We start from the raw sequence: 12,744 nt of genomic DNA on the forward strand, positions 1-12,744 counted from the left end.
CCATCCCACTAGCGCTTCTCTAACATCCTAGCACGTTGATGAAAAAGGGGCAACGCATCACGTTATTTTTTCTTACATGAACTGAACATTACTCTACATCATCGCGCAGTTCATCGGGTGCAAGCTGTTGCAACACGCGTTTGAGCGCGACGACTGCGTGCTCGTACGTCAGTCCCCCCTGCACGTACGCCGTGTAAGGTGGGCGCATGGGTGCGTCCGCGGACAACTCCAAGGATGCTCCTTGAATGAACGTCCCCGCCGCCATGACGACTTCATCCTCGTATCCCGCCATCTCGTCTGCTTCCGGGCGGACATGGGCGTCAATCGGGGCAGCGCTTTGGACGGCGCGACAAAATGCCAACAACTTGTCCTTGGTGCCGAGTTCGACCGCTAAGATCAGGTCCGTTCGCGGCGTCGACGGCAGCGGTGACACTCCGTAGCCAAGCCCCTGAAGAGCCTCGGCGAACAGTACGGAGCCGCGGACGGCCTGCGATACGGCGTGCGGCGCGAGGAACAAGGCCTGATAAAACAGTTGCAGGTAAGGGCCTGTCGGACCGTACTCCGCGCCGGTCCCCGGGGCCACAAGGCGCGCCGCCACTTGCTCCACCACGTCGGTTGTACCCACGATATAACCGCCAGTGGGCGCGATGCCGGCACCCGGGTTCTTGATGAGCGACCCCATCACCAAGTCGGCGCCGACGTGCGATGGCTCTCTGCACTCGACGAATTCGCCGTAGCAATTATCGACGCCGATCAAGACGTTCGGATATCGCTCTTTGATGGTGGTAAACGCGTGTTCCAGCACGTCGACGCACAACGCCTCCCGCGTCCCATAACCGCGCGAGCGCTGAAACATCACGAGCTTCGTCCGCTGCCCAATTTCGTCCAGCACCAGAGGGATATTGATGGATCCGTCCGGCATCAAGTCCACCACTTTGGACGTTACGCCCCACTCCGCGAGGCTACCCTTTTCCGGGCGCAGACCGACCACGCCGTGCAAGGTGTCATAAGGTGCCCCGGTGGCGAACAGGATTTCTTCCCCCGGGCGCAACACGCCAAAAAAGCCAAGCGTCAAGGCGTGCGTGCCCGAGACGATCTGCGGGCGCACCAAAGCCGCCTGTGCACCGAACACGTCGGCAAAGGCGGCTTCAAATTTTTCGCGCCCGACGTCGGACAAACCGTAACCAGTGGAGCCAAGGAGGTCTGTCTGGGCCACGCGATGCGTCCAATACGCTTCGAGCACGCGTTCCTGATTCACGAGCGCAATCTCCTGAATCCGGCGCGCCATAGGCGCAATTTGTTCTTCACAACGTCTGATATAGTCAATGATTTTGTGGTTCATGTGCACTCCCGTCTTGCCGCTGTTGCTGCCATAGATGTGCGTCCCGTCGACTGGTCACGGCTGTGACGAGCCATTCCTCCGAAGATAGAGGGTCCGCAGATTCGATCCGACCGCTCTTCAGCAGCCTGTCCCAGATGAAGTCGTTCGGATGCGTGTGCAACGTCACCCGCACTTCATCCAACGACAACAGGCGCTCTACGGTTTCGTACAGTGGTTCTAGTGATTCCTTGGCGGCGGCACCGTACAAGGTCTCCACCGCGTGTACGTCAGGAGCCGGTTGAATTGGGCTGACGTCCATCTTATTAAAAAAGGTGACAATCGGTTTGTCCAGCGCGTCGAGGTCTCGAAGCACCCGCCGCGTCGTTTCGAGATGAGCGAGCGGCTCGTGGCCCGCATCGACGACAACGACAATGACGTCGGCGTACTTCGTCTCCTCCAGAGTCGCCTTAAACGCGTCGACCAAGTGGTGCGGCAAATCCTCGACAAACCCCACCGTGTCAATCACCACGTACTCGTTGCCGAGTTTCGTTCGGACTTGGCGAGCGGTCGGATCGAGCGTATCAAACAATCGATTTTGGCCCGCCGGTGCAGCCGCATTGGCTTTGTCGCGCACCCACATCGACTGCAAGGTGGTCTTGCCCGCGTTGGTATACCCCACCAATGCAACGACTGGGACGTCCCGGCGCCTTCTCCCGCGCATCGTGGCACGCTGTCGTTCGACGGCGGCCAATTCCTTGCGCAGATGCGCCATCCGCGTGCGAATTCGGCGCCGGTCCATCTCCAACTGCGTCTCGCCGGGCCCGCGGGTGCCAATTCCGCCGCCGAGCCTCGACAGTTCCACGCCACGTCCCATCAGCCTTGGCATAAGATAGTTCAACTGGGCGATTTCGACTTGCACTCGGCCTTCCCTCGTCTGTGCGCGCCTTGCGAAGATGTCGAGAATCAACTGCGTACGATCCACAATTCGACATGGCAACACGCGTTCTAGATTACGCACCTGAGCAGGTGTCAGTTCCCTGTCGGCGACGATGAGATGAGCCTCGTTCTGTTCCGCCAAATTCGCCAATTCATCCAACTTTCCAGAGCCGAGTAACGTCCGCCCGTCCACCTGCGCACGCTTTTGCGAGACCACGCCAATGACGGTCCCCCCGGCCGCTTCACATAGACCCGTCAGTTCCTGTTCTCGATAGGCGACACGTTCATCCGTCTCCTGGCCGACTTGGCACATCGCCAGAATGACTCTATTTTCCTCTTGCTGCACGGCCTCACCCCTGATTTTGCAAGTCACACGCACGGTACTCTCGTTCATCATCGCAAATCGGACAACGCTGTTCAAGTTGGTACGCCGCGCGAAGCATCATTGGAACCTCGGCGAGGGCCTTTCGCCTGCCCTGCTTTTGTCCGATCACACGTCCAAATCCATACGCGACGAAAAAGGTAAATAGAAGCGCGGCGATATAAACCATCATGACCATGGTTCCCACTCCTCCTCCTCAGGTTCCAACACTTTGGTCGTCGTCACATCAAATACGATACTCAGGATGACGAGTGCGACGAGTGCTAACATCGTCCAAAACACCTCGGCGTAGAGCGCCAGACAAAAGACGATGAGGATGGCGACGAGCGTCTCCACCAGCCCGAAACGAATCGCCACGTTTGCCTGGCCGCTAATTGCGTCCTTGCGCCGATCCATCACGTCATCCAGCCAATCGATCATACTCATTGCGGCCATCCCCCAGAGGGCGTCCTTCCAGCCGACCAGAATCACGAGCAGGCACGCGGCGATGACAATTTCCACGTACGCCGGGACGCGACTGGGCAGGAACTCCTCTGCGCGCGTGAACATCCCGACGGCATAACTGCCGAGGAACACAGCCAAGGCCACATCCCGATTGGCCATCATGGCGAGGCCGAAGGTCAGGAGGCTATACGGGAGAGACGCGCGCCCCAAGCGGGCAGCCAGCGTACGTCGACCGCGGCACAGGTCATACTCCACATCCAGTGCGTCGTCCATCATCTTGACCGTGGCCCCGGCGAGCAAAATCGCGACAAACGTCGTCAAGAGGTCAAGCCAATCGCCAAACATGGCGCTTCACCTCTTGAAACCCGGTCCCCTCGCGCGCAGAGATGGCAAGGATTCGGTCTTTGTCAAGATACTGGCGCAGCCATCGATAGCCCTCGCGCGCACCAGGAAGGTCCATCTTGTTCGCAAGCACGATGTAACTCGACCGAGAGCGGCCGAGGGCGAACATCTGCTCGTCGAGATCGTTCAAGCGAAACCCTGTCGTCTCCCCGGCGCGCTGTAACGCCTGCCCGACGACCGAAGCGTCAATGACGTGAAACACGACTTTGGCTTCGATCATCGACCGGAGCGTCTGCGCCATGGCCCGGCGCACGGATGCGTCGTGATGCAGTCCGTCAGCGAGGCCGGTGGAGTCGGTCACGCGAATGATGCGATCCGACTTTCCTCGCGGTACGGACAAAATCAGTGTCTGCAGTTCCCTGGTTTGGTGCGCATCCCCGGAGGAGAGAATTCCCTGCGCCTCGGAGAGCAGCATCCGTCTGCGCTCGGTGCACCCGTCGGTGCGCTCGACCAGCCAATTCAACTCCCGAAGGCCCAGTGCTCGGGCGAGACGCAGGCAAAAAGACGTCTTGCCGGCGTTCGTCCGTCCGATGACCAACCCGTCTGTATTCATATCCTCGCCTCCTGCACGAAGTCTGCCGCCTGTAGCGTGAGTAAGTCCTCCCGCTTTGGACTTTGGACGTCGAACAGCCGAACGGCTTGGTGCCGAACCGCTCGCTCCACGACATTGCGCACCCAACGAGCGTTACTAAACGGTTGTCGTCCGTGCACCTGCGAAAGCACTTCCCGGATCTGCTTGCGCAGTTTGAGTTCTGCGTCCACGCTCAACCGATATTGTCGATTCGCCACCGCGCGCTTGGCGATGTGCAAAAGCGATTCCGCGTCGTAATCCGGAAAGTGAATCTGGATTGGAAAGCGGCTGGGCAGCCCTGGATTGGTACTCAAAAACCACTCCATCTCCGATTCGTAACCGGCCAAAATCGTGATGAACTGGTCTTTATAATCCTCCATCCCCTTGACCAGCGTTGACATTCTTAGAGTCGGGGCCGCGCAGGTAGGCCCCGTCAGCCCATGCGGTATAGATTTCGATCACGTCATCCTGCAACACTACTTTTCGAATCAACAAATCGACCAGCTGCTTTTTCTCCGAATCGCCAATTCCACCGGCCAAGTAGCGCCTAAAGGACGCTATCGCCGCCCCCGCTCGCCCACCTTCGCCTGTCGCAGTGAGGGAGGCCAACTCCTGTTCCGCGCGGCGCAGTTGGCTCGATAGTTCAGCGAGGTCCCGCAAAAGGGGATGTAGCGCTTCATCTAACTCTGAATCGTCGACCCGGCCCTTAGCCGCCAGTTGAAGCCAGCGTTTGCGCTCCGCCCGCTTCTGTGCCACAGCGGATAATAGCTTCTGCCGGCGCGTCTTCACCTCTGTCAAACGAAGCGCTTCCGACCGCTCCCCCCAGATCTGCTCCAACGCGCTGCGCGCCTCTGCAAGACACGAACACACAAAGCGCCACACGTAGTCATCGACCACATCCTGCCGCCAATTTCTTCCCGCGCACGCGTGTACTTGCCGCCCGGTACCCACCTCAAAGATTTTTCGCCCCTTTCCCGAGCACGCGTAATAGCGATATATCGGCTCACCGGTCTGTTTATCTCGCGAGGGCGCACCGGCCACCACCGCGGCGCCACATCGCCCACATCGCACGAGCCCTTTTAGCAAATACGGAGCCTTTGGTTTCGCGCCGCGGTTGCGCCTGCCAAGAAGAGATATGCGCTCCTGCAATTGATGAAACGTCTTCTCGTCGATATAGGCGGGCACCGGTACCGACTGCCATTCGTGCGCCGGCCTCCTCACGATTTCCTTCCTGCCGGCCCGTTGGCGGCACTCCGTCTTGCCGTAGTAAAACGTGCCCGTGTAAACCGGGTTCTTGACGATTCGACTCACCGTCGCCTGGTACCACTTGTCGCCGCTTGGAGCAGGTATCCCAAGTAGCGAAAGCTCTCTGGCGACGGACGTCAGAGTCATTTGCCGACCGTCCTTCCCGCGCAAAATCCAGTCGACCATCATGAGGTAGACGTCCCGTTCCACTTCGTTCACCACCAGCGTGTCGTTTGCTTTGTCAAAGCAATAGCCATAAATCCTTCGTACTCCGGGGATTTTCCCGTTCATCACTTTCGCGCGTCTGCCACGTTTCGAGTTCGCCAAGATCTTCGCCTTGTTGTATTGAGCAATGGCGCCTTGGATGTTATACAGCAGCAGCGACTCGGGATTGTTCGGGTCTACGTCCATCTCGACGAAGACGATTTCACAGCCGGCGTTCCATATCCGCTCCGTGATGAAGAGCTGTAATTTTAAATCGCGTGCCAACCGATCCGGATGCAGCACCACAAACTTATTCCCAACTCCCTGCTCGACCAACCACAACGCCTGGTTTAACGCCGGGCGATTGGGGTCATCCCCCATCTCGCCTTGTTCCACCACCGCAAGGACGTCTTCGTCCGCGATCTCGTATTTCGTCTCGAGCAATTCGAGGGAACGAGCGATTTGTGATTCTAACGAGTACCCGTGTTTCGCCTGATCCTGAGTCGATACGCGCGCGTAAATCACGGCTTTAATGCTGGTCATCAGATGTGTGAGTTCCTGTTTCGAGTACTCGTGGCCAAAATTTCTGTCGACCGCCAACGTGATCATCGGCATTCCCCTTCGCTGGCAGACGCGTGCGAGGACTGCGCACGCTCCTCGGGATCATCCTTGGCGTACATCCTAACTGCCCTGCCCATCAGAGTCACGAGCACATGTGACATCAAGCCTAAGCGTTCAGACAGTGTGACGTCATCTTCGGCCGGGATCGCGATGACGGAGAATCGGTTCGGGTGCTGGTGTCCCAACTGCCATCCCCCCTGATTCTGAGTGTCAGAGTGATGTGTATGCACCGGACGAAGGCGGACAAACCAGCGCTTGTGGATTGCGGTTACGCTCGAGTTCGCTCGCGAACCATCGTGCAAAATAAACAGGGGTTGTCCCAAAGTCGTTGGCGTGACTTTGGAACAACCCCGTCTTCCGATCACGCTCAGCGCGGCCGGACTCTATGTAGTTGTTAAAGACTAGCGCACGCGTGCACAGCTTCCGAGATTGCCCGTGTGCTAGCACATTTACCCCAAAAAACGATAGTCCCCCGTACTTGATTTCTAGGACCTGCCCATCACGCCATCATTCGCCATGTCACCCACTAACCCGCTAAACCGATTGGGAGGCAACCATGTTACCCTATTGGAGTCAATCATAAAAACAAGCCGAATCCTGTTTACGCAGGTACGGGGGACTTTATTTGGGGTGAATCGTGAAGGGTTTTGCCTTTCACGTAGGGACATTTCTTCCACCGAACCCGTCAACTAACCTCGGAGGCTCTGGGAGGAAAGCTTTTGAATATCAAATCTGTCGTCGCTGGATTGGCTGGTATGGCCACGGTCTTTACGCTGGGTACGTCCGTATCTATGGCAAGCACGTTTCAGTTGCCACCTGGGGTAAGTATCGATCACTCCATCAAACCGCTCGCCTCTGAGAGCGCGTCGACGCAAGCGAAAACCACCGCGGTTCTGAAGGTCGCTGAGAGCAAACTCGGGACGCCTTACATCTGGGGACACAACGAAGACCGCGGACAGTATGGTTTTGACTGCTCCAATTTCACGGCATACGTCTATCACCATGCACTGGGTTACAAGATCACCACCTTTTCTACAAAACAGTACACGTCGGTTGGTTACAAGGAACCCAAGTCAGATTTGCAGCCGGGGGATTTACTGTCGTTTAATGACGGCGGACACTCTGGCATTTACGTTGGCAACGGTGAAATGATTCAATGTGGCGGCGGACTCGGAAAAGTTGGATATCTGAGCGTGAAGCCAGGTTCCTACTGGTACAAGCACCTGTCAGCCGTGAAAAAGATGTACTAAACCTCCCACATCAGAGGACGCGAACGCATGACGATTCGACTGTGTTCGCAGATGTGCACCGACGCTGTGCTCGTGAGGATAACGGGGGCGCCCAATGGGCGCCCCCGTTGTCATTTACGTTTTCCCTGCCTTCAGTGACGCGTCATCCACTGCGTCGAGCCAAAGCTCAACCTCACCACCATATTTCAATCCTTCGTGTTGACGAGACAGTCAATTGCCTCCCGACCAAAGTCTTTTTCCCCGCCTCTCGCCAGCGAGTATGCTTCGTCGATGAACAGCACCCCACCCAGCGCTTTTTTAATCAGTTCCCGCGTCTTTTGGGCTGTGTGTCCAATGTACTCACCGACGAGATCCGCTCGCTCCACTTCCACCAAGTGTCCCTGCGACAAAAGCCCACATTCGTGGAACAACCGCGCTAAGATCCGGGCCACAGTGGTTTTCCCTGTACCTGGATTGCCAAGAAAAACCATATGAAGAACCACGGGTTCCGCTTTGAGGTGATGGCGTATACGCGTTTGTTGTACGAATACGTACGCAAAGATCTCACGCACCACTCGCTTGACTTCGCCTAGCCCCACCAATTCATCTAATTCTGTGAGGAGCGACACCAGTCGTGATTTGTCCACCTCCGGACGTCCCGACGACGCTGTGGAATGATGTCCAGAAAGTTGTTGCAAGGCTTCCGTCAGGGCGATTTGACCCTGTTCATATTCCTGAATCACCTGTAGTGACATCTCTTTTTTCGGTGTGTGGGTCATTCGATTTCGGCTGCCAGGTTTCATGGAACCACCCCTCGTTTGACGTATTTGCCCGAGCGGCCAACACCTCAACCTATGCATGGGCGCAAATATGGGTGATGGCCCAGAACAAAATGAGGCACCCTGGGCATGACCTAGGGTGCTTGGTGAAATTATGCGCGCCCCCGCCTTCTTCGGAGGATCTCCGGCACCCCTCCGAGTTTGTAGCTGGGCTGACGAATTAAGGTATCGGTCAATCCGTGCTTCCACTTGAATGGAATGAGCGGCCACAAATACGGCTTCCCAAACGTCTTCATGGTGGCCAACAGGATGAACCAAGAGACAAACGAAATGGCGAAGCCTATGACCCCGAAGATGGCGGTCCAGCCCATGATCCAGAACCGCGCCATTTGATTCGCGGAACCGAGTTCGTAAGACGAAGTGGCATACTGGGCCATCATGACAAATCCCATGTAGACCAGGACCTCAGGTTGCAACAACTGGATGGTCGTCGCAAACTGTCCGAACAGCAAGGCCGCGACGATGCCGACAGCAGATGCCATCACAGAGGGGGTGTTAATGACCGCCAGCCGCAAGATATCTAACGAAACTTCAGCGACTAGCAACTGCGCCCACAGCGGCAAAGGATCGTGACGATTGGACAGAAAGAAAGCACCCCATTTTGGAACCCAGTGCGGATGTGCATTCACCAGTAAGAAGACGCCAGGCAAAAAAATGCTCATGTACACTGCGAAAGCAATCAACCATCGCAAGTACGTCCCGATCATGGGATATGAGTGATACTCTTGCGGATGCTGCATATGCTGCCAAAACGTGGACGGCGCGACGATGACCTCGGGCGTGTTGTCCACCACGATGACAACCTGGCCCTCAAGCAGTGCCGTACTCGCCACATCTGGCCGTTCCGTATAGCGGGCGATGGGGTAGGGATTCCACTTCAATTTGCCGAGATAGTCCATGACCTGTTGCTCGCCAAGCACAAGTCCGCCGGAGTCGATGGACTTCAGCTTGCCACGAATGTCTTTGACGAGGCCCTCATCTGCCACGTCTTTTAGATACATAAAACTCACGTCGTTCTGACCGCGATTGCCAATCTGCATGAGTTCCACCCGCAATCGAGGATCGCGAAGGCGACGACGAATGAGGCTCGTGTTCATCAACATCGTTTCCGTAAAGCCGTCGTGATTTCCCCTTGCAACCCGCTCCATCGTCGGTTCCGTGATACTTCGCATCGGATAAATACGCGTGTCAATCATCAGTGCCTTATCGTAGCCGTCGATAAACGTCATCAAGGGACCGGACAATATAAACCGCACGGCATCGGCCATCTTATCGAACACTTGTACCTGGACAAATGAGACGTTCGTATTGAGGTAGACGACGAGCTGGTCAAGCGTATAATCTTCATTCTCGTGCTTCTTTTCAAACGCTTCGATACTCGCCTGAAGATTTTCGAGGATCAGCACCACGTTCATCGTCAGAAAAAAACCGTTCGCCACGTACGACATCATATTCAACCGCCCAAACTTGAACGGTTTTGCGATGACGTCCCACGTCGTTCCAATTCCCAAAAGGTTGTTGAGGTACGTAACATTCTCCTCTAGTTTCGGGCTTATGACCTGTTCTTTCACTTCTGGTATCTGTTTGACCACCATGCATTCCTCCCGAAGCCGCTATCTCCTTTACTCATTCCCCAATCGTTTCCAAACGATTCGCGAACAAGGCAAAATATTGAGGTTGCACAGGAGCCCGCTCGCCGTTACACTGGCAGACGGAATTAAAGAGGTGAACCAGATGGTCTGGCAAGTGATGAATGTGATTGGCACGATTGCTTTTGCGGTGAGTGGATCTATCGTGGCGATGGAAGAGGGATTCGATTTGCTCGGTCTCTTTGTCCTCGGCTTTGTTACCGCATTTGGTGGCGGAATGGTCCGCAACCTCGTCCTCGGATTGCCCGTGACAAACATCTGGCACCAGCCTGGGCTGTTCCTCACGGCGACATTCACGATTTTTCTGGTCTTCGTCATGCCTTCCAGCTGGTTACGCCACTGGCATCGCATGGGCAGTTTTTTCGACGCGTTAGGCCTGGCGGCGTTTGCGACTGAAGGCGCGACATATGCCCACGCGGCACACAGTACGCTGACCACCACCATCATCGCTGCGCTCATGACGGGAATTGGCGGTGGAATCATCCGAGACATCCTCGCAGGGCGAAAGCCGCTCGTCTTCCGGACGGAGATTTATGCGCTCTGGTGTATTCTAGCAGGCCTCATAATCGGGCTCAACTTGGCCCGCGAAGTGTGGATGCAATACGCGTTGTTCGCCGTCGTCGCCGTGATGCGAATGATATCGCTCCGATACGGCTGGGAGCTACCGCGAAAGTCCCTAACGAATACGGAACACACCTGGACCCATTAGCCTCACCCTCAGGCCCAAAGCACCTCGCAAGGGCCGGTCCCGTCCGAAGCAAAAAGGCCTCGACCGACGGCCGTGGCCTTTTGCGCAGGACATTCACCCTTACGAAATCAACAGCATAAACGACGCAGTGATCATGCGCTGGCCTAGGCGATACGTCATCGTACGCGCCCGTGCCGACCTGTCGGCTCAATAGCGCTTTCCTCCATTACGCCATACAGGTGACCATCACGTTTGGCTCGTTCATAATAGTACATCCACGATTTTTCAATGTTTTTCTGAATCCAAATGGACTTCCCCACCCGTTCTATCTCATCCGCACTCAATGCGGCATTGGGGTTCAGAAGACGGGCAAACACCTGTCGATTGGAATTGACTTCTAGATACTTCGAGGCGACAAGCACTTCCTCCAGCGTCTGTCCCGTGACAATCGCTCCATGAGCACGCAACACGACAACCTTCCTATCCCGAAGACACGCGGCGACAGCTTGGCCTCGTTCACGCGTACTGATGGAATCCGGGTCGTGGTAAACGGGAATCTGAGTGCCGAGTCCGCAGGTGACGGAGCTGACAGGGCGTATCGGAACGCCTGCGAGACTCAGTATGTTCGTCCAATGCGCATGAAAATGCGCAATGGCGTTTATGTCCGGGCGCACTCGATAAATTTCCGAGTGAATATACACTTCATTTGGAGGCTCGTGGTTTCCTTCCAAGACGGCTGCGTCCCAATCCACTTTAATGATGTCGTTGACCGTCAGCGTGGCACGAGCCGCTTGTCGGCCATGCGTGAAAAAACCGCCCTCTGTCCGCAGACTGACGTGGCCGTTCATGTCGAATAAGTCCAATGCCTCAAACAGCCTAACGGTCTCGGCGAGCTTCACTCTCTCATTCATCAGGAACTCCCACCCGATTGATTTTTTCTGCCTAGCCTGACACATTCGCGACGTCGGCACTGCCAGCACTCCAATTTCCGCGCCAGTATATCAGTGCGCCCGCCAGGTAAGACAGCCCAACAAAAACAAAGAACGCCGCAAATCCAAAGTGACTCACGACGATAGACAAGACGAGTGGCCACATGGATGACGCAGCAAACGTGATTCCAAAAAAGAGGCTATACGCACTTGCTTGCAAATCATTCGACGTGATATCCGACATGATGGTCTGCTCGACGGGGCTGTACCCGTACACAAAGAGCCCCATGATGAGGAGGATAGGACATAACAGCCAGACACGGATGGTCACCGATGAAAAGACGACCATCACGAACGACATTGTACAGGCCCCGTATAAGAGGAAACTCAGAAATTTTGGGCGATGGAAACGGTCGGATAATTTACCAGTGATCATTGGACCTATTACACTCGTCACCGTAAACAACGTGAACAACACACCTGTGACCGACTTGCTATAGTGGAGATGGTTGAGGAAAAATAGGGGAAGAAACGTCTGCATGATGCCAATCCCTTTTCCCCCCGCGGTGATAGACGCCGTGACAATCAATCTTCTCACATACCGACTCTTCAACGGTTCAAAAAATCCCGCCGTGAAACTCAGATTGTTTTTCGACTTCGCCGTGAGCATTTCTGCTGGCATCGAAAACAGAATGATCACGCCTATGAGCAAACCCGGAAGCGTGAACACATACAGTGTGCCACGCCATCCTACAACGGAGATGAGGAGCGTTGCCAACAGAGGGCAGATGACGGTGGCCACGTTGGCTGTCGCAAAATGAATCGCCTGCGCGGCCCCCCGTTTGGTCTTGCTAAACCACTTGCCTAACATAGCACTACCAATGGGATGATGCGGGCTGGCGACAATTTGACCCAACGTGACGTAACCCGTCAGTTCCGCAAAATTGTGGGCGAGTCCACATAACCCGATTCCGATCCCGACGCCAATGTTCTCCAGGACGATGATATCTCTTCCAGATACATATTTTGCCACGGCACCCCAGATGCCCTGTAAGAGTCCGTTCACAAGCCTCGTAAATGTCAACATGGCGCCCAGTTCAACGTATCCAAATCCCATGCTGTTCATCAGAATTGGGTAAATCAGAGGCATCACCGCCCCCTGCATATGCGTCACACCATGTCCGGCACTGAGGATCCCCAGACGCCAGCGCGCTTGTGCTGGACTTTCATCAGACAGATACGAGATGGATTCATTTTCTATTTGAGTTGCCACATACGTTCCTC

At 55.6% G+C, this 12,744-nt stretch carries 13 protein-coding genes, 1 pseudogene and 1 riboswitch; of the genes and pseudogenes, 2 read left to right on the forward strand and 12 right to left on the reverse strand.

Features of this window, described 5'->3' with window-relative positions; all coding sequences use genetic code 11:
- Positions 1–88 precede the first annotated feature (88 nt).
- Genes NZD89_RS17100 through NZD89_RS17135 form a run of 8 tightly spaced genes read right to left on the reverse strand, consistent with a single transcriptional unit; the run spans position 89 to position 6,311 of the window.
- Positions 89–1,342, reverse strand: a complete 1,254-nt coding sequence (locus NZD89_RS17100) for a methionine gamma-lyase family protein (protein ID WP_268004001.1) — start codon at positions 1,340–1,342, stop codon at positions 89–91.
- Positions 1,323–2,603 carry a GTPase HflX gene (gene hflX / locus NZD89_RS17105; RefSeq protein ID WP_268004002.1) on the reverse strand — a complete coding sequence of 427 codons (1,281 nt, stop codon included), beginning with the start codon at positions 2,601–2,603 and terminating at the stop codon, positions 1,323–1,325. The genes NZD89_RS17100 and hflX overlap by 20 nt, the downstream gene beginning before the upstream one ends.
- Positions 2,604–2,607: 4 nt before the next feature.
- Positions 2,608–2,817, reverse strand: coding sequence for a hypothetical protein (locus NZD89_RS17110; RefSeq protein ID WP_268004003.1), 210 nt, complete (start codon positions 2,815–2,817; stop codon positions 2,608–2,610).
- On the reverse strand, positions 2,808–3,428 hold the full coding sequence (locus tag NZD89_RS17115; RefSeq protein ID WP_268004004.1) for a hypothetical protein: 621 nt from the start codon (positions 3,426–3,428) through the stop codon (positions 2,808–2,810). The genes NZD89_RS17110 and NZD89_RS17115 overlap by 10 nt, the downstream gene beginning before the upstream one ends.
- Positions 3,409–4,038 (reverse strand): GTPase domain-containing protein, encoded by a 630-nt coding sequence (locus NZD89_RS17120; protein WP_268004005.1) that lies wholly within the window; start codon positions 4,036–4,038, stop codon positions 3,409–3,411. Before NZD89_RS17120 ends, NZD89_RS17115 begins: the two co-directional genes overlap by 20 nt.
- The gene (locus tag NZD89_RS17125) at positions 4,035–4,436 is read right to left on the reverse strand and encodes a hypothetical protein (protein WP_268004006.1); all 402 of its coding nucleotides are present in this window, start codon (positions 4,434–4,436) and stop codon (positions 4,035–4,037) included. The genes NZD89_RS17120 and NZD89_RS17125 overlap by 4 nt, the downstream gene beginning before the upstream one ends.
- Entirely contained in the window at positions 4,423–6,114 is a 1,692-nt protein-coding gene (locus tag NZD89_RS17130; protein ID WP_268004007.1) for a recombinase family protein, read from the reverse strand. Before NZD89_RS17130 ends, NZD89_RS17125 begins: the two co-directional genes overlap by 14 nt.
- A complete protein-coding gene (locus NZD89_RS17135) occupies positions 6,111–6,311 on the reverse strand; it encodes a hypothetical protein (protein WP_268004008.1) in 201 nt (66 codons plus the stop codon). Before NZD89_RS17135 ends, NZD89_RS17130 begins: the two co-directional genes overlap by 4 nt.
- A 393-nt stretch (positions 6,312–6,704) precedes the next feature.
- Positions 6,705–6,845, forward strand: a riboswitch (cyclic di-AMP (ydaO/yuaA leader).
- On the opposite strand from NZD89_RS17135, the gene NZD89_RS17140 reads away from it, so the two are divergent.
- Positions 6,846–7,376 (forward strand): C40 family peptidase, encoded by a 531-nt coding sequence (locus NZD89_RS17140; protein WP_268004009.1) that lies wholly within the window; start codon positions 6,846–6,848, stop codon positions 7,374–7,376. It abuts the riboswitch before it with no gap.
- A 188-nt stretch (positions 7,377–7,564) separates the two neighbouring features.
- On the opposite strand, the pseudogene NZD89_RS17145 reads toward NZD89_RS17140, so the two are convergent.
- Both NZD89_RS17145 and NZD89_RS17150 read right to left on the reverse strand, forming a co-directional pair.
- Positions 7,565–8,134 (reverse strand): annotated as a pseudogene (locus NZD89_RS17145) (AAA family ATPase); the annotation flags it as partial.
- Positions 8,135–8,286: 152 nt separating this feature from the next.
- Positions 8,287–9,786 (reverse strand): spore germination protein, encoded by a 1,500-nt coding sequence (locus NZD89_RS17150; RefSeq protein ID WP_268004010.1) that lies wholly within the window; start codon positions 9,784–9,786, stop codon positions 8,287–8,289.
- Between the two features lie 142 nt (positions 9,787–9,928).
- Between NZD89_RS17150 and NZD89_RS17155 the strand changes: the two genes are divergently transcribed.
- Positions 9,929–10,552 carry a trimeric intracellular cation channel family protein gene (locus tag NZD89_RS17155; protein WP_268008519.1) on the forward strand — a complete coding sequence of 208 codons (624 nt, stop codon included), beginning with the start codon at positions 9,929–9,931 and terminating at the stop codon, positions 10,550–10,552.
- 155 nt (positions 10,553–10,707) lie between these two features.
- On the opposite strand, the gene NZD89_RS17160 is transcribed toward NZD89_RS17155, so the two are convergent.
- Together NZD89_RS17160 and NZD89_RS17165 are read right to left on the reverse strand one after the other, a co-directional pair.
- Positions 10,708–11,442 (reverse strand): class II aldolase/adducin family protein, encoded by a 735-nt coding sequence (locus NZD89_RS17160; RefSeq protein ID WP_268004011.1) that lies wholly within the window; start codon positions 11,440–11,442, stop codon positions 10,708–10,710.
- 31 nt (positions 11,443–11,473) lie between these two features.
- A complete protein-coding gene (locus tag NZD89_RS17165) occupies positions 11,474–12,733 on the reverse strand; it encodes an MFS transporter (protein ID WP_268004012.1) in 1,260 nt (419 codons plus the stop codon).
- Positions 12,734–12,744: the final 11 nt, after the last annotated feature.

This window comes from Alicyclobacillus fastidiosus, assembly GCF_026651875.1.
Classification (GTDB): Bacteria; Bacillota; Bacilli; order Alicyclobacillales; family Alicyclobacillaceae; genus Alicyclobacillus; species Alicyclobacillus fastidiosus.